This window comes from Kosakonia sp. MUSA4, from assembly GCF_013085925.1.
GTDB classification, from domain to species: Bacteria; Pseudomonadota; Gammaproteobacteria; order Enterobacterales; family Enterobacteriaceae; genus Kosakonia; species Kosakonia sacchari_B.
This window is the reverse complement of record NZ_CP025697.1, coordinates 1,307,290-1,329,177: the sequence shown is the minus strand read 5'-3', so window position 1 is coordinate 1,329,177 and position 21,888 is coordinate 1,307,290. Positions and strand designations below refer to the sequence as shown.

Genomic DNA, 21,888 nt, shown 5'->3' with positions numbered 1-21,888 from the left:
AACATATCAAAACAAGATCGATAACGATAATTACTATCATTATCAAATTTGGGACGTCTTATGTCGTGTTCTGCTTTTCCGGCGCGCCCCTTTGTTCTCGCCGGACTATTGATACTGCTTATTGTCGCCGCCGCACTCAGCCTGTTTATCGGTGCCAAACCGATGCCCGCCTCCGTGGTGATCGACGCCCTCTTCGGCGTCTGCCAGAGCGCGGACTGCGCCGTCATCCGCGATGCGCGCCTGCCGCGCACGCTGGCGGGTCTGCTGGCCGGTGGCGCGCTGGGCCTTGCTGGTGCGTTGATGCAAACCCTCACCCGTAATCCGCTGGCCGATCCCGGTCTGCTTGGCGTGAATTCCGGTGCCAGTTTCGCCATTGTGCTCGGCGCAGCGCTGCTCGGTATTTCGTCTCCGGTGGAGCAATTGCTGCTGGCGTTTTGCGGCGCGCTAGCCGCGTCGCTGCTGGTGGCCTTTACCGGCAGCCAGGGCGGCGGGCAGCTCAGTCCGGTGCGTCTGACGCTGGCGGGAGTGGCGCTTGGCGCGGTGCTGGAAGGGCTCTCCAGCGGGATTGCGCTGCTGAATGCCGATGTCTACGACCAGTTGCGATTCTGGCAGGCCGGATCGCTGGATATCCGCACCCTGCAAACGTTGAAAATGGTGATCATTCCGGTGCTGCTGGCGGCGGCAATCACGCTGATGTTGAGCCGTTCGCTCAACAGTTTGAGCCTCGGCAGCGATACCGCCACGGCGCTTGGCAGCAAGGTGGCGCGCACGCAATTACTCGGATTAGTGACCATCACCGTGCTGTGCGGCAGCGCGACGGCGGTGGTCGGCCCGATTGCCTTTATCGGGTTGATGATGCCGCACATGGCACGCTGGCTGGTGGGCGCGGATCACCGCTGGTCGCTGCCGGTCACACTGCTTGCAACGCCAGCGTTGTTGCTGTTCGCCGATATTATTGGCCGCCTGATTGTGCCCGGTGAGCTGCGCGTATCGGTGGTCAGCGCCTTTCTCGGTGCGCCGGTGCTGATTGTACTGGTGCGCCGCGCGCGCGGAGGTGGCCTGTGATGTCGCCGTCCCGTCGTTTAGTCGCCAGTTGTCTGCTGATGGGGCTTTGTGCCGTGCTGATGGCGGTCTGGAGCCTGCGCAGCGGCGCAGTAACGCTGGAATTGACCCAGGTGATGCACGCATTAACCGGCGATGCGCCGCGCGCGATGCAACGGGTGGTGATGGAGTGGCGTTTACCGCGCGTATTGATGGCGCTGCTGGTCGGTGCCGCGCTCGGCGTCAGCGGCGCGATTTTTCAATCGCTGATGCGCAACCCGTTAGGCAGCCCGGATGTGATGGGCTTTAACACCGGCGCATGGAGCGGCGTGCTGGTGGCGATGGTGCTGTTTGGTCAGCATTTAACGGCCATCGCGCTGGCAGCGCTGGCGGGCGGTATGCTCACCTCGCTGGTGGTCTGGCTGCTGGCCTGGCGCAATGGCATTGAAACCTTCCGCCTGATTATTGTCGGCATTGGCGTGCGTGCAATGCTCGTGGCCTTCAATACCTGGCTGCTGCTGCGGGCATCGCTGGAAACCGCCCTCACCGCCGGGCTGTGGAATGCTGGCTCGTTGAACGGCCTGACCTGGGCGAAAACACTGCCTTCTGCGCCAATTATTCTGGCAATGTTCGTGTGCGCCGCCCTGCTCGCCCGGCGGATGCGGTTGCTGGAGATGGGCGATGACAGCGCCTGCGCGCTCGGCGTTCGCGTCGAGCGTTCGCGCCTGCTGTTAATGCTGGTGGCGGTGGCGCTGACGGCGGCGGCTACCGCGCTGGCGGGGCCGATTTCGTTTATCGCGCTGGTGGCCCCGCATATCGCCCGGCGCATTAGCGCCACCGCTCGTTGGGGCTTAACGCAGTCGGCCCTGTGCGGCGCGCTGCTGCTGCTGCTGGCAGATTTTATCGCCCAGCAAGGGTTTACGCCTTATCAGTTGCCGGTGGGCGTGGTCACCGTCAGCCTTGGCGGTATCTACCTTATCGCCTTGTTAATTCAGGAGTCCCGCAAGAAATGACCGACTTATCTTCCCGTTTGCGCGGCGCAGACTTAACGCTGGGTTATGGCAAAAAAATTATTGCTGAGCAGCTAAGCGTTGCCATTCCCGACGGCCATTTCACCGCCATTATCGGCCCCAACGGCTGCGGTAAATCAACGCTGCTGCGCACTCTAAGCCGACTGATGACGCCCGCACAGGGGCATGTTTATCTCGATGGAGAGCAGATCCAGCGCTTCGCCAGCAAAGAGGTGGCGCGGCGCGTCGGGCTGCTGGCGCAAAACGCCACCACGCCGGGCGATATCACCGTGCAGGAGCTGGTGGCGCGCGGGCGCTACCCGCATCAACCGCTGTTCACCCGCTGGCGTAAAGAGGATCAAGACGCCGTGGCGCGGGCGATGAAAGCCACCGGCGTGGATTTGCTGGCCAGCCAGAGTGTCGATACGCTCTCCGGCGGCCAGAGGCAGCGAGCGTGGATTGCGATGGTGCTGGCGCAGGAAACCGCCATCATGCTGCTCGACGAACCCACCACCTGGCTCGATATCAGCTACCAGATCGATCTGCTGGAGCTGTTAAGCGCGCTGAACCGTGAGCAGGGTTATACGCTGGCGGCGGTGCTGCATGATTTGAATCAGGCCTGCCGCTACGCCACGCATCTGATTGCGCTGCGCGATGGCAAAATTGTCGCGCAGGGCGCGCCGAAAGAGATAGTTACCGCCGAATTGATAGAAGCGGTCTACGGTCTGCGCTGCATGATCATTGACGATCCGGTGGCGCATACACCGCTGGTGGTGCCGCTGGGGCGCAGCGGCATGCCAGCCGGATAAGCCGATCGATTGACTGCATCGCCCGATTGCCGGATGGCGCTAACGCTTATCCGGCCTACGGCGCAATCCCCTTTGTCAGCCCGGTAAACACGTAGGCCCGGTAAGCGTCAGCGCCACCGGGCATTTCCCGGCAGCGATACTATTTTGCCAGTGGACACAGGTGCTGAAGCGATGGTTTTTGTCCCCGCTGAAATCGGCGAACCGAAGCGCAGATGACAAGGGCTGGACGCCAGAGATGGCGGCCAGAGGCGAGTCGAGCAGGACAAAATTGCCGGGAGCAATTTTGAACAGCGCTTGCGCTGGCCCCGAAGGGGCGAGTCCCATGGATGGGACGAGTAATCACGAGTTGAGCCGACCGCAGGCAGATGCCCGGGAGGTGAGCGCAGTGCGCAGCACCGATTTCCCGCGGGGCCGCGGGGATTGAAAAGGGGAGCGCGGTAGCTCCCCTTTTCCCGTTCACGAGCGACAAAGCATAAGTGTCTGCCAGTCTTCTGGTGAACGGAATAATTCCACAATATTCCCAATATCCACAAACGCCGGATGGCGGCTACGCCTTATCCGGCCTACGGCGCAAACCTCTTTGCAGGCCCGCTAAACGCGTAGGCCCGGTAAGCGTCAGCGCCACCGGGCAACAGGCCATATCACTCTCCCAATATCTCCCTTAACACCGGCCCGATACGCTCAAACGCCTGCGGCGAAATAATATCGACATGGGCGCAATCCTGGCGATAGACCGCCAGTTCCCGCACCCACGGCGCCCAGGCTTTGTGCGGATCGGTACCTGCGGGCAGCGTGCGCTCAGCGACAAACAGCGTCGCCTTGCCGTCAAACGGCAGGCTGTGCGCGGTGGTCAGCAAACGCACCGCGTCGGCGTAGTTGCCTTCGATAGTCGAAAACAGCTCGCCGGAGCTTTGCCCTTGCTGGGCGGCAAGAAAGGCCTGCCGCTCACGCTCAATCTCTGCCAGCACTTGCGGAGCCAGCCCGTTTGCCTCTTTTTCCGCCCAGTTTTGCGTCTCCGGCGGCCAGGTGTCGAGCAGGCCAAGGAAGGCCACCTCTTCGCCCCGCGCCCGCAAACGCGCGGCAATGCCCTGCGCCAGCGTGCCGCCAAGCGAGTAACCGAACAGGTGATAAGGCCCGTGCGGCTGCTGCGCCAGCAGCGTGGCAAGATGCTGCTCGCAGGCGTCATCCAGCGTTGCTGCCTGCTGTAGCGGGCCGAAAGGTCGCGGCGACTGAATGCCGGTTATCGACCAGCGCGGCGCAAGGTAACGCGCCAGCACGCTGAACTGCCAGGCAAAACCGGAAGCCGGATGGAAGCAGAACAGCGTCGGGCCGTCGCTTTCGCGCAGCGGCAGCAGCGTTTCCATACCAAGGCGCTGCGCCTGCTCCGCCGTCAGGCTCTGCGCCAGCAGCGCGGCGAGTTTCTCCACCGTCGAAGCGACCATAATCTGCCCCGGCGTCACCGGCCTTTGCTGCTCACGGCTGAGCTGCGCTGCCAGACGCATCGCCAGCAGCGAGTGGCCGCCGAGCGCAAAGAAATCGGCCTGCGCATCCTGCACCTCGCAGCCCAACAGCACAGCAAACGCCTGCGCCACACGTGTTTCCATCCCGGCGTTCACCGGGCGACCACGGCGTGTCGCCGCCAGTTCCGGCAATGGCAGCGCTTTGCGATCGAGTTTACCGTTCGCGCTCAGCGGCAAGGCGCTCAGTTGTAGCAGGCGCACCGGCACCATATGCGGCGGCAGTTGCCCGCGCAGTTGATCCAGCAACGTGGCGGTATCGAGCGGCAAACCGGATGCGGAAACCACATAGCCCACCAGTTGACGCGCATCGCCGCCGCTGGCCGCCGCCTGATTAAAGACGCAGGCATGAGCCACCGCCTGCACCACATCCGCCAGCGCCAGCATCGTCCGATCAATTTCGCCCAGCTCAATACGCTGGCCGCGAATTTTCAGTTGATCGTCGCTGCGTCCCAGATATTCCACCGCGCCATTTTCCAGCCAGCGCGCCACATCGCCGGTACGGTACATGCGCTCGCCGGAGGCGAACGGATCGGCGATAAAGCGGCTGGCGGTCAGATCCGCACGTCCCAGATAGCCCTGCGCCAGTTGAATACCCGTCAGATAGAGATCGCCCGCCACGCCCGGCGGCACCGGGCGCATCATGGCGTCGAGAATACGCAGCCCGGTATTCCACACCGGGAAGCCAATCGGCACGCTGTTGCCGCGCACCTGCGCCAGCGCTTCGCCATGCGCCGGATACCAGCTTACGTCCACCGCCGCTTCCGTCGGGCCATACAGGTTATGCAGCGGCGAGCCGGCCAGGAGTTGCCATTCGCGGCACAATTCCGCTGGCAGCGCTTCACCGCTACAGAACACCTGCTTCAGCGAACGACAGCACTGCTGCGCACTTTCCGGCGTCAGCGAAGCGACAAAGGCCGCCAGCATCGACGGCACGAAATGGGTCGTGGTCACGCCATATTCGGCAAAGAAAGCCTGTAACGCTTGCGGATCGCGGTGCGCTTCCGGCTCGGCCATCACCAGGCTGGCCCCGGCGATAAACGGCCACCAGAATTCCCACACCGAAACATCAAAACTGCACGGCGTTTTCTGCGCCACCACATCCTGCGCGTTCAGCGGATACTGCTCCTGCATCCACAGCAGGCGGTTGACGATGGCGGTCTGGCCGACCATCACCCCTTTCGGTCGCCCGGTCGAGCCGGAGGTGAAAATGATATACGCCGTCTGTTCCGGGCGCGCCAGATTGAGCGCGTCACTGCCCTGCGCGGCCAGCGGCTGCTGGTAGCAGAAGTGCGCCAGCCCCGGAATATCGCTAAAGCGGGCGAGTTGATCGTCTGCGGTGATCAATAACCTTGGCTGCGCATCTTCCAGCATCATCCGCAGACGCTCGTCCGGGTAGCCGGTATCCAGCGGCAGCCAGGCGGCGCCCGCTTCGACAATGCCGTGCAGCGCCAGCGTCAGGAAGACCGAGCGCGGCAACGCCACCGCGACGCTGTCACCGGGCTGCACGCCAAGCTGACGCAGATGCTGCGCCAGCGCGACAACCTGTTCGCGCATTTCGCGATAGCTGAATTGCCAGCGGGCATCGCGCAATGCAGGCGCGTCCGGGGTTTTCACCGCCTGCGCCGCCACTAAATCGCTTAAGGTGGTGGTCGGCAGCATCATGCCGGTATCGTTAATGTTTGCCAGCTGTTGCGCTTCGTGCGGGGCAAGCAGATCGGCATCGCCGCTGCGCAGCGCCGGGTTTTCGGCAAACTGCGCCAGTAATTGGCCCAGCCGCGCCACATGGCCGCGCAGCGTGGCTTCATCGTAACGGCTGCGGTTCGCCAGCACTTCAACGGCAAGGCCGCCCTCGTCATCCGGGAACAGCGCAATCTCCAGATCGTTGACCGGCCCGGTCGCCAGCGTATGCGTGGTGCCGTGAATGCCATCGACATCCAGCAGGTAGTCAAACATTTTGACGTTGAATACCGGGCCAAACAGCGGCTCATCGCCTGCGGCGCGGCCCGCATCGCGGACAATCTGCTCGGCATCGTAACGCTGATGGCGGCGCATCGCTTTCTGGCTGCCCGCCAGTTGCGTGGCCAGTTCCGCGAGGGTTTGCGCGCCATTGATATGAATGCCTAACGGCAGCACGTTCAGCACCGGTCCGGTAGCGGTTAGCGCGGCGGAACCCATGCGGCGCATAAAAATAAATCCGGCGGCGTAATCCATCCGCCCGCACAGGCGACCGAGCCATAGCGCCACCAGCGCCAGCCCCAGATCGGCAGGCTGGCTGTTCGGCAGCGCGCGGGTTAAACGGCGGAAATCATCAGCATTGAGCGCAACGTTCAGGCGCAGGATATCGGTGGTCGCCGCGCGTCCCGGCAGCGGCATTGAAGAGAGTGAAACCGGCGGCGGCAGTTCGCTGCGCTGTTTCGCCCAGAAAGCGCCATCGCGCTGCCAGCCATCGCTGTCGCGATAACGCTGATACTCTTCCGCCACTTGCGCAAACGGCGTAAAGGGGGATGACGGTGTTTCGTCGCCGCGTCGCCAGGCGCTGTAAATTGCGGCGATCTGGCGGGTAATGGCCGGGAAACTGAAACCATCGACCAGTAAATGGTGATAGCGCTGATACCAGTACCAGCGCTGCTCGCCCACGCGCAGGAGCTGATGGCAGACCAGCGGTTTGCCGCTCTCGACGCGCAGGTTTTGCGCCAGATCGGCGCGCATAATGTTCAGCGCGGCGGCATGCGCATCGCTGTAAGTGCGTAAATCGGTGATGGCGGGCAGCACAAACTGTTGCGATTCATCCACCCACTGCCAGACGTCACCGTTATCTTCCTCAAAGCGCATGCGCAGCGTATCGGCCTGCGCCATACCGGTAACAATCGTCTGCGCCAGCAGCGCGGCATCAATATCGCCCTTCAGCTCAACATAGTGTGCCACGCTCCAGGCGTTGGGCAACGACGAGAGTTTTTCCGCCATCCAGATCCCAGGCTGGGCGGCGACCAGCGGTAAACGTTGCGTCATTGGCCGCTCCTTGCTGTCACGTAGTGCGCCGGGGTTAAGCTCTGCCAGTGAGCGGCAAGCCACATATTGCAGGCATCCTGCGGATGCGGTTCGCACACCACGCGCCAGCCATCAGGCAACGCGCACTGTGCAGGCCACAAACTGTATTGCTGCTGGCTGTTTTGCAGAATATAAAACCGCCCTTGCGGATTATCGAAGGGGTTGGTGAACTCCATAGCAAACTCCTGTCATAGAAGGGCGCGTCAGCGGGCGCGGGTCAAAGGCTGCCAGAGGGTAATCAGCCCGGAAGTCAGCCCGCCGCGCCAGCAAAGCGCATCATGTCCGCCGTCAACCTGACGCCAGAAAACCGGCTGCTGTATGCGTTGTAACAGGGAAAAAAGCGCCTGATTGGCGCGAAAAATCAGCGGTTCGCGCGCGCCCGCTTCCAGCACAATGCGCAGGCCAGAGGGGTGCAGTTCACCGCGTTGAAGTTGTTGGATAAGGATGCCGTCCTGCTCTGCACCGCGATGCGGCCACCAGTAAGAACCGGACTGGCTCAGTACGCAGCCAAAACGCTGCGGCCAGTGCAGCGCGGCATAAAGTGAAGCGAGACCGCCAAAACTCTGCCCGGCCACCACCGTGTGCTCAGCACAATCGCTGAACGGCGCCAGCGCCTGCACCTGCGGCAGCAGCTCTTCCTGCACCGCCAGCCAGAAATCAGCATTGCAGGGCAGTTCGTGCGTGCGGTGCGCGTTATCAATCACATCGATCAATACATAGACCGCCGCCGGTAGTTGCCCCTCATGGGTGAGCGCGGCCAGCGCGGGCCAGACCGGCATACTCTGCGCCCAGAATTGCCCGTCGAGCAGCACCGCCAGCGGGCGTTCGGCGGCGTTTTCCTCGCCGGTGGTGTAGATCCACACGCGACGCGTATTGTTCAGCCGCTGGCTGCGCCAGCGCAGTAATTGCGGTTCATTGAAAGGGGTATCGGATGCCTGCCAGCCCGGTTGTAGCGGCGCATCGGGCATTTCCAGCGCCGAAACCGGATGACCGCGCCCGCCGCGCCAGCTTTGCGGGTTAAGCGGATCGGCAATCGCCTGCGCCAGCAGCTTGCGCCAGCCTTCGCGCAGGGCGGCGCGATCCGGTGGAGTGGCAGCAAACACAGCGGGGGAAAAGTCGTCGTGATTTTGCGAAGGCATCAGGCAATAGCTGCCCCGCCAGCACGCTTCAAGGCGAATCTCGCGGTACCAGACATCGGTACCGGCAATGCGCTCAAGCGATTGCGGCCGGGCATTTTGATGATGATCGGTCACGCCGGTGATATAGAGCCAGACCCGTTGAATGGGAGATGTGGTTTCCGTGCCTGCTGGATCTCGCCACCAAAACGTAACGCGGTATCCGCCCGCTTCCTGCACCCATTCCGGCCCCTGTTTTGACTCCCACCAGGCATCACTTCCCGTTGTTGACGTCACGTCTATTACCCCAAATATGCTGTGGAAATTTTTGCTTGCACTTCTAAATTTGTTGATAATATTATTGATAACAATTTGCATTTGCAATAGCGTATTAGCGCGCTGTGGGAAGCGCGTCTTTCACAAAAGAGGCCACCTTTGTCGATGCTACTCAGGGCTGAGCAGCTCGCTTTGTGCTGGCTCCATGATGCCGCCTCCTCTCCCCCTGGGAATGGATTAACCGGGGAAGCGGCGATGAAAAGCAGGTAAAACAATGAATAACAAAATCAAGTCCCTGACCTTATTGGTCAATCTGGGGATCTACGGTGCTGCTTTGCCCGCCATGGCGGCAGACAGCACTACCACCAGCTCCACCGCGAATGATGACACCATCGTGGTTACCGCCGCGCAGCAAAATTTGCAGGCGCCGGGCGTCTCCACCATCACCGCTGACGAAATTCGCAAAAACCCGCCAGCGCGCGACGTTTCTGAAATTATCCGTACCATGCCGGGCGTTAACTTAACCGGTAACGCCACCAGCGGTCAGCGCGGCAACAACCGCCAGATCGATATTCGCGGTATGGGCCCGGAAAACACCCTGATCCTGATTGACGGCAAACCGGTTACCAGCCGCAACTCCGTGCGCCTTGGCTGGCGCGGCGAGCGTGACAGCCGTGGCGACACCAACTGGGTGCCGCCGGAAATGATCGAGCGCATCGAAGTGATTCGCGGCCCGGCAGCGGCGCGTTACGGTAACGGCGCAGCTGGCGGCGTGGTGAATATCATCACCAAAAAAGATAAAACAAACGAATGGCACGGCGCGTGGAACACCTATTTCAACGCACCGGAACATAAAGACGAAGGTTCCACCAAACGTACCGACTTCAGCCTGAGCGGCCCGCTGGGCGGCGATGTCAGCTTCCGCCTGTACGGCAACCTGGCAAAAACCCAGGCCGACGCGTGGGATATCAACCAGGATCATCAGTCCGAACGTACCGGGATCTATGCCAACACCATGGCTGCCGGTCGTGAAGGTTCGATCAACAAAGATATCAACGGCGTGGTGCGCTGGGATTTCGCGCCGTTGCAGTCGCTGGAGTTTGAAGCCGGTTACAGCCGCCAGGGCAACCTCTACGCGGGCGATACGCAGAACACCAACAACGACAGCAGCACCAATAACTACGTGAAAGAGAACTACGGCAAAGAGACTAACCGTCTTTATCGCCAGAACTACTCTGTCACCTGGAATGGCGGCTGGGATAACGGTGTGACCACCAATAACTGGCTTCAGTACGAACGCACGCGCAACTCGCGTCTCGGCGAAGGTCTGGCGGGCGGTCTGGAAGGGTTATTCAACACCAATAAGTTCACCGATATCGATCTCTCGGACGTGATGCTGCATAACGAAGTGAACCTGCCGCTGGATCTGCTGGTCAACCAGACGCTGACGCTGGGAACCGAGTGGAACCAGCAGCGAATGAAAGACATGGCGTCGAATAAGCAGGCTTTCCAGGGCGGCCCGATTTCCGGTCTGAGCAGCACCAACCGCAGCCCCTACTCCAGCGCTGATATCTACTCAGTGTTCGCAGAAGACAACATGGAGCTGACCGACAGCACCATGCTGACGCCAGCCCTGCGTTTTGATCATCACACCATTGTCGGCAATAACTGGAGCCCGTCGCTGAACCTGTCGCAGGGTCTGGGCGATGACTTCACGCTGAAAATGGGTATCGCCCGCGCTTACAAAGCACCAAGTCTCTATCAAACCAACCCGAACTATATCCTCTACAGTAAGGGCCAGGGTTGCTACGCCAGCGGCACCGGCGTAGGTTGCTATATGATGGGTAACGACGATCTGAAAGCGGAAACCAGCATCAACAAAGAGATTGGTCTGGAATTCAAACATGAAGGCTGGCTGGCCGGGGTGACGTGGTTCCGCAACGATTACCGCAATAAGATTGAAGCCGGTTATTCACCGCTGAGCCAGACCTCTGTCGGCAGTACCAAAACCGATCTCTACCAGTGGGAGAACGTGCCGAAAGCGGTGGTGGAAGGTTTAGAAGGCACCCTGAACGTGCCGGTCAGCGATGCGGTAACGTGGAGCAACAACTTCACGTACATGCTGCAAAGCAAAAACAAAACCACCGGCGAACGCTTGTCGATCATTCCGGAGTACACGATAAACTCCACCCTGAGCTGGCAGATTGTGCAGGATGTTTCTGTTCAGTCGACCTTTACCTGGTACGGCAAACAGGAACCGAAAAAGTATGACTATCAGGGCAACCGCGTGACCGGTTCCGCCACCAACGAAGTCAGCCCTTACAGCATCGTTGGCCTGAGCGGCACCTGGGATGTGACCAAATACGTCAGCCTGACGGCCGGTATCGATAACCTGTTCGACAAACGCCACTGGCGCGCAGGTAACGCCCAGAGCACCGGCGGCAGCACCGGCTGGATGTACGGCGCTGGCGCAGAAACTTATAACGAGTCGGGCCGCACCTGGTATATGAGTGTGAACACCCACTTCTAAGTTGCACCCGCCTTCTCCCCAACGGAAGATCCCCCGCTTCCCGGCGGGGAGAGGGCCGGGCGAGGAAACGCCATGCACACCACTCATCACACCGTTTCCCTCGCTGGTCACACGCTTCATCTGATTGATTTTCTTCCCGCGACGTTTACCCACGCCGATCTTCTCTGGCTACCGCATCACGCCTCGCTTGCGCACTGCGCGTTAAAGCGCCAGACCGAGCATCTGGCCGGGCGGATCGCCGCGCTGCACGCGTTGCAGGAGCACGGTTTCAGCACGGTTCCGGCCATTGGCACCGCAGGCGAACCCTGCTGGCCGCAAGGCGTATCGGGTAGCATCAGCCACAGCGGGCAGCGCGCCGTTGCCGTGGTGGCGTCGCACCTTGTCGGCGTGGATCTTGAAGCGCAGTTCAGCCCGGCGCTGTGCGATGAACTGGCCGCAAGTATTGTTAACGCGCAGGAACATGCGCTGCTGGCCGCCTGCCCTCTGCCGTTTACGCTGGCGCTAACGCTCGCTTTCAGCGCGAAAGAGAGCCTTTACAAAGCGTTTTCCCCGCAGGCGAACCCCTTCCCCGGCTTTGCCAGCGCGCACATCACCGCCATTGACGAACAGCATCTTGAGCTGCATTTTCTGGCGGAATTTTCCCCACAACTGGTTGATAAAAAAGCAAACGTCTACTGGCAAGCCGACCACGAACAGGTGATAACGCTGGCCGTGGGTTTACCGTTCGGATCGTGATCCTTTTCTCCTTTTAAGAAATTAGCTGCGCAAACCGTAGACAGTTTGCCATCGTCGAATTATCGTTACTTTGAATAATAAATCATTATTGAATATATATTCAATGTGGAGAAAAAGATGAAAAAGACCCTACTGCAATCCGTTGTACTGGCTTCGATGATCGCTGCATCCGGCTCGCTATTCGCCGCAGATAACGGCCTGATCGCGATCATTACTCCTTCCCACGACAATCCGTTTTTTAAAGCAGAAGCCGATGGCGCAGCAGCCAAAGCGAAAGAGCTGGGCTACACCACGCTGGTCGCTTCTCATGACGACGATGTCAACAAACAGAACCAATTGATTGAAACGGCGATCGCCCGCAAAGCGAAAGCGATCATTCTGGATAACGCCGGGGCAGATGCCACCGTCGGCCCGCTGGAGAAAGCGAAAGCAGCAGGCGTGCCCACCTTTCTGATCGATCGTGAAATCAACAAAACCGGCGTGGCGGTGGCGCAAATCGTCTCCAACAACTATCAGGGCGCGCAACTGGGCGCGGAGAAGTTCGCCAAGCTGCTGAACGGCAAAGGCAAGTACGTTGAGCTGTTAGGCCGCCAGTCGGACACCAACGCCAGCGTACGTTCACAGGGGTATCACGATGTGCTGGATGACAACCCGGAGATGAAAATGGTGGCGCAGCAAACCGCCAACTGGAGCCAGACCGAAGCCTTCACTCGTATGGAAGCCATTTTGCAAACGCACCCGGACATTGTCGGCGTGATTTCCGGCAACGACACCATGGCGCTTGGCGCAGAAGCGGCGCTGAAAGCCGCCGGAAAAACCAACGTCATTGTGGTCGGTTTTGACGGCAGCGACTACGTGCGCGACTCGATCATCAACAAAGGCAATATCAAAGCCACCGTGCTGCAACCCGGCTGGCAGCAGGCGCAAATGGCCGTCGTACAGGCTGATTACTTCCTGAAAAACGGCAAAGCACAGAAGGAAGAGAAACAACTGATGGACTGCATGCTGATCGATGACAGCAACGCCAGCAAACTGAAAATGTTCAACCTCAGCAAGTAACGCGGAGGCGCTATGTGGTTAAAACAATGGGGTAACGCGCTCGCAGGGTGCGTCGCCCTGTTGCTCACGGCCTGCACCGTGGTGGATCTGGATGAGAACGGCAAGCCGATTATGCCTGCCGATCCACATGCCAAAGCCAGCTTTGACAACCAGACACCGCAGCAGATCGCGCAACAAACCTGGCAGGAACGTGTGATCAACGCCGCGCATCAGCATGCGCTGAGCGCCGACACGCTGGCCGCCCAACAAAAAAACCCGGCCGCCGCGCCGCAGAGCGTATTTGTCCGGCTGACAAGCCAGGTCGAACGCATTGATACCAGTAATGAACGCGAACAGCAGTTGCTGATTAACGTTAACGGGCAATCGCTGCCGGTGCAGCTTGGCCCGGTAATACGCGGTAACGCGATTCGCGACGCTACCGGTTTTAAATTTGAAGACTTTACCAACCAGGTCCAGTTTGCGCAGCTTTCCCGCGCCTATAACCGTGAAGCAGTAAAACATCTGCCAAAAGTCGATGCCAGCTGGGCCGGAAAACCGGTCACCGTACTGATGGCGGTCACGCTCAGCGGCGGCAAGCTTAATGACGCCGTGGCACTGGAGTTGCAACAGGAGGCACAGTAATGAGCGATGTACCTGTGGACGACATCATTCTGCGCACGCGCGGCGTGTCGATGCTGTTTCCCGGCACCGTGGCGCTGGACAACGTCGATTACAACGTCTGGCGCGGCAAAGTGAACGTGATTATCGGCGAGAACGGCGCGGGCAAATCGACGCTGATGAAAATTCTCGCTGGCGTGCAACAGCCGAGCGTCGGCACCATCGAACTGAATGGCGAAACGGTGCACTTTTCCGACACCCGCTCTGCCGCCGCGCACGGTATCGGCATGGTGCACCAGGAACTGAACCTGTTTGAGAACCTCAACGTCGCAGAGAATATTTTTCTCGGCCGCGAACTGCAAAACGGGGTGATGCCGATTAACGAAGCGGAGCAGGAAAAACGCACCGCGGAGCTGCTCAAGCGCCTCGATCAGCCCATCTCGCCGCGCGAACTGGTTGGCAACTTAAAAGTTGGTCAGCAGCAACTGGTCGAGATCGCCAAAGCGCTGGCCGAGGATGCCGATATTCTGATCCTCGACGAACCCACTTCGGCGCTGAGTAAAACGGAAGTGGAGATCCTGTTCCGCGTGATCCGCGAACTCACGCGCCAGGGGGTGTCGATTATCTACATTTCGCACCGACTGGAAGAGTTAATGGCGATTGGCGATGTCATCACCATTCTGCGCGACGGCAAATTCCAGGCCGAAGCGCAGGTCTGCGATATCGATGTGCCGTGGATCGTGCGCGAAATGCTCGGCAGCGATCCGGTCAGTAACTTCCTCTCGCCGGGAAGAACCTTCGGCGCACCGGTTCTGGAAGCGGAAAACATCACCTGCGTAAACGCCAGCGGCGTCACCACGGTCAATGATGTCAGCTTTAAAGTGCATGCCGGTGAGATTGTCGGTATCTACGGCCTGATGGGAGCCGGGCGTACCGAGCTGTTTGAGTGCATGCTCGGCACCGAACGCAACTATCTCGGCAAACTGTGGCTCGATAGCAAACCGGTGCCGCAGCGGCTGACGCCCGCGGAACGCATCCGCATGGGCATGAGCCTGGTACCGGAAGATCGCAAACGCACCGGCATCTTTCCCATCTCGTCGGTGGCGACTAATTTGACCATCGCCAGCCTGTGGCGGCGCTTGCAGCGCGGTTTCACTATTGCCACAAAGGATGAAGAAGAAGTGGTCGCCAGCACCATTGGCAACCTGTCGATTAAAGTCTCCTCGCCGGAGGTGGAGATCCAGGCGCTCAGCGGCGGCAACCAGCAGAAAGTGGTGATTGGCCGCTCGCTGCTGACGAACCCGAAAGTGCTGTTTCTCGACGAGCCAACGCGCGGCATTGATGTCGGCGCAAAAGCCGACGTGTTCCGCATGATGGTGCAACTTTCGCAACAGGGGATCGCGGTGGTCTTCTCCACCTCCGATTTGAAAGAAATCATGGCGGTTTCTGACCGCATTATGGTGATGTCCGGCGGCAAACTGACGGCCGATATTGAACGCGCCCGGGCCGAAGAGTCGGCACTGGTAACAGCAAGTGCTCAGGGGTTCTGATATGAAAACAACACAATCTATGGCCATCGTGCCGCGCGCGGGCGCATCGTTATCACGCGAAAGCATTCTGCTTTTACTGCTGAAGCTGCGCACCTTTATCGCGCTGTTCTTAATAGTCGGCTTTTTTACCGCCACCGTGCCGGGTTTTCTCTCCACCGGCAGCCTGCTGATCATGATTAAACATATCGCCATCAACGCCTTTCTGGCGCTGGGCATTACCTTTGTGATCATCACCGCCGGGATCGATCTGTCGATTGGCGCAACGCTCGGGCTGTGCGGGATGATTGCTGGCTGGATGATCACCAAAGGCATTGTGCTGCCGATGTTCGGCATCGCCATTTTCCCCAGCGTGTGGGTGATTGTGCCGCTGGTGCTGCTGACTGGTGGGCTTATCGGCGCGGTGAACGGCTGGATCATCACCCGCTACAACGTTGCGCCGTTTATTTGCACCCTTGGCACCATGTATGTGCTGCGCGGCGCGGCGATGCTGACCTCCGACGGGCAGACGTTTCCGGGGCTTGCCGGCAACCCGCTGCTCGGCAATACCGGGTTTGATGAAATTGGCGCCGGGACGCTGTTTGGCATTCCGTGGGCCATCTGGCTGATGATTGTGCTGGCCGCGGTGATTGCGTATATCGCCCGCCGTCTGCCGTTTGGCCGCCATGTCTATGCGATTGGCGATAACGAGCGCGCCGCCGAGCTCTCCGGCGTGCGGGTGAAGCAGGTGAAAATCTGGGTTTATACCCTCTCCGGGCTGTGCGCCGCGCTGGCGGGCATTGTGGTCTCGGCGCAGTTGCTGGCGAGCCATCCGGCTAACGGTACGGCGTTTGAAATGAACGCCATTGCCGCCGTGGTGCTGGGCGGTACGTCGCTGGCCGGTGGTCGCGGCACCGTACTCGGTACGCTGATTGGCGCGTTCGTGATCGGTTTTCTCGCCGATGGGCTGGTGATGATGGGTGTCAGCGAATTCTGGCAAATGGTGATCAAAGGGATCGTGATTATCGTGGCAGTGATTATCGATCAGATGCAAAACCGTATGCAGCAGAAAGCGGCAGTGGTCGCGCAGAAGGCGGTAATGGAAGGTAAATAGACCAGCTTACCCGGCTCTGATGCGCCGGGTTTTTACCGCCCGGCTCGCACAATGCGGCCGGGTATTTTTTTATTAAAACGCTTCCCACTCAGTATCCGGTGCTTTGCTGGCGCTACCTAACGCCGGGCGCAGCGCCGGTTTTCCGGCTTTCGGTGCTTTAGATGCCGGTTTGCTGGCGGCGCTTTGCGCGGCAGCATCGCCTGGCAGTTTAAACACCGACACGATTTCGGTCAGTTGGTAAGCCTGCTGCTCCAGCGAACTGGAGGTGGCGGAGGACTCTTCCACCAGCGCGGCGTTCTGCTGGGTAACACCATCCATTTGCGAAATCGCCGTGCCGACCTGGCCAATCCCTTTACTCTGCTCGCTGGATGCCGAGGCGATCTCGCCCATGATGTCCGTCACGCTGGTGACCGAACGCAGGATGTTATCCATCGATTCGCTGGTCAGCGTCACCTGGTCGTAGCCGTTATTGACGTTCACCACGGACTCTTCGATCAGCGCTTTGATCTCTTTCGCCGCCCCGGCGCTGCGCTGCGCCAGGTTACGCACTTCGCTGGCGACAACGGCAAAACCGCGCCCCTGTTCACCGGCGCGCGCGGCTTCCACGGCGGCGTTCAGCGCGAGGATATTGGTCTGGAAAGCAATACTGTCGATCACGTTGATAATGTCGGTGATTTTCTGCGAACTGTTGGTAATGTTCTTCATACTGGCGATGACCGCCTGCACCCGTTCTTCGCCGGTGTTCACTGCTTCCGACGCAGTTTTCGCCAGTTGGCTGGCCTGATTAGCATTGTCGGCGTTCTGTTTCACCACCGCGCTTAACTCCTCCATGCTGGCGGCGGTTTGCGTCAGCGCCGCAGCCTGCTCTTCGGTGCGCGAAGAGAGATCGGTATTCCCGGAGGCGATTTCGCTGGCGCCCTGGTAGATTTCTCCGGCGCTGTTACGGATCTGGGCGACGGTTTTCACCCAGTTCTCCTGCATCGTTGCCAGGTACGGGATCAACTGCCCGACTTCGTTGTGCCCCAGATCTTTCGTCGGTTTATCCAGGCTCCCGACCGACAGCACCTGCAAATGCTGCTTCACCCACTCCAGCGAACGCGCCAGGCACAGCGCCAGGTAGCGTTCCGACAGCACCAACATCGCCAGGCCAATGACCATCGCGATAATAATGATGGTGCGCGTCACCGACACCCAACTGGCAATACGCCCATTCGCCGCGGATTTCAGATCGTGAATCTCCTGGTTATAAGCGACGATTGCCTGCGAAAAACCGCTGCGCAGCGGGCTGAACTGATCTTTCGACAGTTGCGCGTAGCTCGCGGCGTTGTTCTCCTTGATGGCGGCAAACATGGGGGTGATGGCCTGGTTAAACAGCGTCAGCGAACTGTTGTAGATATTGTCCGTGGCGGTGGTGCTGATATTGGCATGGTCAGTGACTTTAAACTGATTCAACCCGCCCTGCAGAAAGTCGATATCTTTGCCGATGCGCTCGATAGTTTGTTGGTAGTTCTGGGTATCGTTATTTGCCTGATAAACGATTGCGCGATCCATCAGCAGTTTCACCTGATAGTAACGGTCGCTGGCGTTATTGATAATATCGCCGTTCACCTGCTGAACATTGGTGAGTTCCACTTCGTCCGTTAAGCCGCTTAATGCATGCAGAGAGAAAAACGACACGCCGCCCCAGAGCAGAGTAAAAATAATCAGGATCGCAAGCATCACGACCTTGATTTTTAAATTTCGAATAATGTGCATAAAAACCCCGGTAAATTGCTGTGAAGAAAAGGAATAACAGCGATACAGCGCTGCTTAACTCTCCATCGGCGTTGCGGCGAAGTTAATTAAGATTAAAAAGAAGTAACGCAATAACCTTTATTTAAAACAGCGATAACAATCCCGGCGAATGTGGTGGTGGGGAATGCCCGATGGCGCAGCGCGAACCGGGTCTGCACATTCACAGCAACGCATAAGCTATTTTCAGGCACAACTCTCGCCGCGAGGGGTTGTGTCCCCGCTGAAATCGGCGAGCCGAAGCGCAGATGACAAGGTCTGGACGCCATGGATGGCGGCCAGAGGCGAACCGAGACAGGACGTCGAGTTGAGCCGACCGCAGGCAGATGCGCGGGAGGTGAGCACAGTGCGCAGCACCGATTTCCCGCGGGGCCGCGGGGATTGACAAGGGGAGCGCGGCAGCTCCCCTTGTCCCGTTCACGTGATGCCACGTTTCTGAAACTACTGAACGCCTGGTGAACGGAACCCTTTCTCATATGCTGAGTCAGCGGTTTTGCTAAACTTGCAGACCCGGTTTGCGCTGCGCCATCGGGCAATTCCCACCACAACCCCCTCGCTGTGAGAATTGTGCCAAGAGATAGCTTATGCGTTGCTGTAATTACGTAGGCCCGGTAAGCGCAGCGCCACCGGGCAATCTTGCCGAAGGCCGCCAGGCCTTACTCCGCCTGCACCAGGCTGCGGGCCGTCGGATAATCGGTGATCAACACATCGATATAGTTGCCCTGCAACGCGCCGCGAATGGCGTTACGTTTTTCAACGCCGCCCGCCAGCGCAATCACCTGCGGACACTGGCGGATCTGCGCCAGCTCCATGCCGATCACCGGATCCTCTTCGTGGCTCAGCACCGGGTTGCCCGCCGCGTCGTAATAGTGCAGGCAGATATCGCCCACCGCGCCGCGCTCCGCCAGCAGTTTCAACATATTTTCGTTGTAGTAGTTACCGGAATTTTTCAGCAACTGCGACGGCTCCAGCTCGCCAATACCGACAATCGCCACGTCCACTTCGGCAAATTTCGCCACCACGGCGGCAACGTCCGGGCTGTTCACCAGCCGCGCCCGCTCATCCACCGAATGCTCAATGCTCTGCGACGGCAGCAGCCACGCCGGGCAACCGAGGTGCGCCGCCAGTTGCTGCGTCAGGATCGTCGCCTGCACGTTGCCGTTCGGCCCGACGCCGCCCAACAGCTGAATCACCCCGGCAGCGCGGATATTCTGCGGGTGCATCTCATCCACCATGCAGCGAATGGTGCTGCTCCACGACGAGATCCCGACCAGGTCTTCCGGGCGCAGACGCGTTTCGACATAGTGCGCCGCCGCGCTGCCGATGGCGTGCTTGATCGCCGCGTTCGCGGGATTTTCCCCGACATCCACGACAATCGCCTGCCGGATGCCGTACTGTTGCTCAATCGCCTTCTCCAGCGCGACAAAAATATTGGTCGGCTGCACGACGGTGATTTTCACCAGCCCCTCTTTCTGGCAGCGCGTCAGCGCGCGCGAAACAAAGGATTGCGAAAGGTGCAGCAGCGTCGCGATCTCAGACTGTTTTTTATTTTCGTTGTAATAAAGCGTGGCAATTTTCACCAGCAGCCGCTGTTCATCCTGCTTTGACATGAGATTCCCCTTTCTCTGATGCCTGATATTTTTATTCATCATTGAATAGATAACAAGCCAGCCCGACGCGGCAACCCCCATCCAAATGTGATCCTTTTCTCCTTTCTTCCAAATTTGCCCGATCCGGGCATAGACAAACCTTAACACACGGCATATCTTTAACCATGAATAATAAATCAGTAGTGAATATATATTCCAATTCAGTCACAACCGGTCGTAAAAACTGACGATAATGCGTTGTAACCTGCTTTGCGGAAACCTTTTCACACTCTGATTGAATATTTATTCAATACAGATTATACATTCAAGAGGTACGCTATGAATCCGTTTTCACTCTCTGTGGATGAGCTTGAAAAAAAAGCCCGCGCGGTGCGTCGTCGCATCATCGTGCTTAATGCCGAAAGCCCGGCTGGCGGGCATACCGGGGCTGATTTATCCCAGGTAGAAGTGCTGACTGCGCTCTATTTTCGCATCCTGAACTGCTCGCCGCAGACCAAAGAGAGCGATGAGCGGGACATCTACATTCAATCGAAAGGCCACGCGGTCGGCGGTTATTACTGCGTGCTGGCCGAAGCCGGGTTTATTCCTGTCGACTGGCTTTCCACCTATCAACATGCCGATTCGCACCTGCCCGGCCATCCGGTGAAACACAAAACCCCCGGCATTGAACTCAACACCGGCGCACTCGGTCACGGTTTGCCGGTCGCTGTCGGCATCGCGCTGGCCGCCAAACGCAGCAACAGCGCGCGCCGCGTTTTCGTGGTCACTGGCGATGGTGAACTGGCGGAAGGCAGCAACTGGGAAGCGGCGCTGGTAGCCGCGCACTACCAGCTCGACAACCTGATCATCATTAACGACAAAAACAGCCTGCAACTCGCCGGGCCAACCAAAGAGATCCTCAATACCGATCCGCTGGACGCCAAGTGGCGCGCCTTTGGTATGCAGGTCACGGAATGTCGCGGTAATGATATGGCCGATGTGGTGCGCACGCTGGAAGGCTTACGGCCCGCAGGTAAACCGCATGTGGTGATTGCCCACACCACCAAAGGCGCGGGCATCTCCTTTATTCAGGGGCGGCCGGAGTGGCACCACCGCGTGCCGAAAGGCGACGAAGTTGAACTGGCGCTGGAGGAGTTGAAAGATGAGTAACAGTGAACACCTGGCAACGGTGATGGTGAACGCCTTTATCGACGCGGTCGACAGCGGTATGGACTTGGTGCCGGTGGTGGCGGATTCCACTTCCACCGCCAAAATCTCGCCGTTTATGCAGAAATTCCCCGGCCGCGTGGTAAACGTCGGTATCGCCGAACAGACGCTGGTCGGCGCCGCGGCAGGCCTCGCGCTGGGCGGCAAAATCGCTGTCACCTGTAACGCCGCGCCGTTTTTGATCTCCCGCGCCAACGAGCAGATCAAAGTCGATATTTGCTACAACAACACCAACGTGAAGCTGTTTGGCCTTAACGCGGGCGCCAGCTATGGCCCGCTGGCCAGCACGCACCACAGTATCGACGATATCTCGGTGCTGCGCGGTTTTGGCAATATCGAAATCTATGCCCCATCCAGCCCGCTGGAGTGTCGGCAAATAATTGATTACGCCCTCGCCCACGTTGGCCCGGTCTATATCCGTCTTGATGGCAAAGCGCTGCCGGAACTGCATGACGAAAGCTACCGCTTTGCGCCGGGCAACATCGATGTGCTGCGGAGCGGGCGCGATATTGCGCTGGTGGCGATGGGTTCGACGGTCCATGAAATTGTCGAAGCCGCCACACAACTGGCAGCAGAAGGTATTGAGGCTAGTGTTATCAGTGTACCGTCTATTCGTCCCTGCAATATATCCCAGCTACTGGCCGCGCTGAAATCCCACCGCGCCGTGGTCAGCGTCGAAGAGCACAACATCAACGGCGGCGTCGGCAGCCTGGTGGCTGAAGTACTGGCCGAAGCCGGATGCGCGCTACCGCTGCGTCGGCTTGGCATTGCCGACGGGCAATACGCCATCGCCGCCGATCGCGCGGCAACCCGCGCCCGGCATCAAATCGATGCGGCTGGCGTGGTAAAAAATGCCCGCGAACTGCTGAGCGCGCGGTAATAACAATAAAAAGAACATCTT

16 protein-coding genes are annotated in these 21,888 nt (G+C 59.2%); 11 read left to right on the top strand and 5 right to left on the bottom strand.

What is annotated here, in order from left to right; genetic code table 11:
• Positions 1 to 60: 60 nt before the first annotated feature.
• From fepD to fepC, 3 genes are read left to right on the top strand one after another with little or no spacing between them, the layout of a single operon-like run.
• Positions 61 to 1,065 carry a Fe(3+)-siderophore ABC transporter permease gene (gene fepD / locus C0557_RS06290; RefSeq protein WP_074776825.1) on the top strand — a complete coding sequence of 335 codons (1,005 nt, stop codon included), beginning with the start codon at positions 61 to 63 and terminating at the stop codon, positions 1,063 to 1,065.
• Complete coding sequence (gene fepG / locus C0557_RS06285) at positions 1,062 to 2,054, top strand: iron-enterobactin ABC transporter permease (protein WP_208657879.1); 993 nt, start codon at positions 1,062 to 1,064, stop codon at positions 2,052 to 2,054. Before fepD ends, fepG begins: the two co-directional genes overlap by 4 nt.
• Entirely contained in the window at positions 2,051 to 2,860 is an 810-nt protein-coding gene (gene fepC, locus C0557_RS06280; protein WP_208657878.1) for an iron-enterobactin ABC transporter ATP-binding protein, read from the top strand. The genes fepG and fepC overlap by 4 nt, the downstream gene beginning before the upstream one ends.
• Positions 2,861 to 3,501: 641 nt before the next feature.
• Here fepC and entF read toward each other — a convergent pair.
• The 3 genes from entF to fes are packed head-to-tail and all read right to left on the bottom strand — an operon-like array spanning position 3,502 to position 8,840.
• The gene (entF, locus tag C0557_RS06275; protein ID WP_208657877.1) at positions 3,502 to 7,389 is read right to left on the bottom strand and encodes an enterobactin non-ribosomal peptide synthetase EntF; all 3,888 of its coding nucleotides are present in this window, start codon (positions 7,387 to 7,389) and stop codon (positions 3,502 to 3,504) included.
• Positions 7,386 to 7,604, bottom strand: coding sequence for an MbtH family NRPS accessory protein (locus C0557_RS06270; RefSeq protein WP_208657876.1), 219 nt, complete (start codon positions 7,602 to 7,604; stop codon positions 7,386 to 7,388). Before C0557_RS06270 ends, entF begins: the two co-directional genes overlap by 4 nt.
• A 27-nt stretch (positions 7,605 to 7,631) precedes the next feature.
• Positions 7,632 to 8,840: an enterochelin esterase gene (fes, locus tag C0557_RS06265; RefSeq protein WP_208657875.1), complete on the bottom strand. Its 1,209-nt coding sequence runs from the start codon at positions 8,838 to 8,840 to the stop codon at positions 7,632 to 7,634.
• Positions 8,841 to 9,093: 253 nt separating this feature from the next.
• On the opposite strand from fes, the gene C0557_RS06260 reads away from it, so the two are divergent.
• The 6 genes from C0557_RS06260 to C0557_RS06235 all read left to right on the top strand — a co-directional run bounded on the left by C0557_RS06260 (position 9,094) and on the right by C0557_RS06235 (position 16,380).
• Positions 9,094 to 11,349, top strand: coding sequence for a TonB-dependent siderophore receptor (locus tag C0557_RS06260; RefSeq protein WP_208657874.1), 2,256 nt, complete (start codon positions 9,094 to 9,096; stop codon positions 11,347 to 11,349).
• A 72-nt stretch (positions 11,350 to 11,421) separates the two neighbouring features.
• Positions 11,422 to 12,084 (top strand): enterobactin synthase subunit EntD, encoded by a 663-nt coding sequence (entD, locus tag C0557_RS06255; protein WP_208657873.1) that lies wholly within the window; start codon positions 11,422 to 11,424, stop codon positions 12,082 to 12,084.
• Positions 12,085 to 12,201: 117 nt separating this feature from the next.
• A complete protein-coding gene (locus tag C0557_RS06250; protein ID WP_208657872.1) occupies positions 12,202 to 13,143 on the top strand; it encodes a D-ribose ABC transporter substrate-binding protein in 942 nt (313 codons plus the stop codon).
• A 12-nt stretch (positions 13,144 to 13,155) separates the two neighbouring features.
• Positions 13,156 to 13,764, top strand: coding sequence for a DUF2291 family protein (locus C0557_RS06245; protein WP_208657871.1), 609 nt, complete (start codon positions 13,156 to 13,158; stop codon positions 13,762 to 13,764).
• Positions 13,764 to 15,290 (top strand): sugar ABC transporter ATP-binding protein, encoded by a 1,527-nt coding sequence (locus C0557_RS06240; protein ID WP_208657870.1) that lies wholly within the window; start codon positions 13,764 to 13,766, stop codon positions 15,288 to 15,290. Before C0557_RS06245 ends, C0557_RS06240 begins: the two co-directional genes overlap by 1 nt.
• Before the next feature lies 1 nt (position 15,291).
• Entirely contained in the window at positions 15,292 to 16,380 is a 1,089-nt protein-coding gene (locus C0557_RS06235) for an ABC transporter permease (protein WP_007373755.1), read from the top strand.
• 72 nt (positions 16,381 to 16,452) lie between these two features.
• Here the strand turns inward: C0557_RS06235 and C0557_RS06230 are convergent, their stop codons facing one another.
• The gene (locus C0557_RS06230) at positions 16,453 to 18,135 is read right to left on the bottom strand and encodes a methyl-accepting chemotaxis protein (RefSeq protein ID WP_208657869.1); all 1,683 of its coding nucleotides are present in this window, start codon (positions 18,133 to 18,135) and stop codon (positions 16,453 to 16,455) included.
• Positions 18,136 to 18,827: 692 nt separating this feature from the next.
• Positions 18,828 to 19,781: a sugar-binding transcriptional regulator gene (locus tag C0557_RS06225; protein ID WP_074776813.1), complete on the bottom strand. Its 954-nt coding sequence runs from the start codon at positions 19,779 to 19,781 to the stop codon at positions 18,828 to 18,830.
• Between the two features lie 318 nt (positions 19,782 to 20,099).
• Here C0557_RS06225 and C0557_RS06220 point away from each other — a divergent pair, with 318 nt between their 5' ends.
• Entirely contained in the window at positions 20,100 to 20,930 is an 831-nt protein-coding gene (locus C0557_RS06220; RefSeq protein ID WP_007373752.1) for a transketolase, read from the top strand.
• Entirely contained in the window at positions 20,923 to 21,867 is a 945-nt protein-coding gene (locus tag C0557_RS06215) for a transketolase family protein (RefSeq protein ID WP_208657868.1), read from the top strand. The genes C0557_RS06220 and C0557_RS06215 overlap by 8 nt, the downstream gene beginning before the upstream one ends.
• Positions 21,868 to 21,888: the final 21 nt, after the last annotated feature.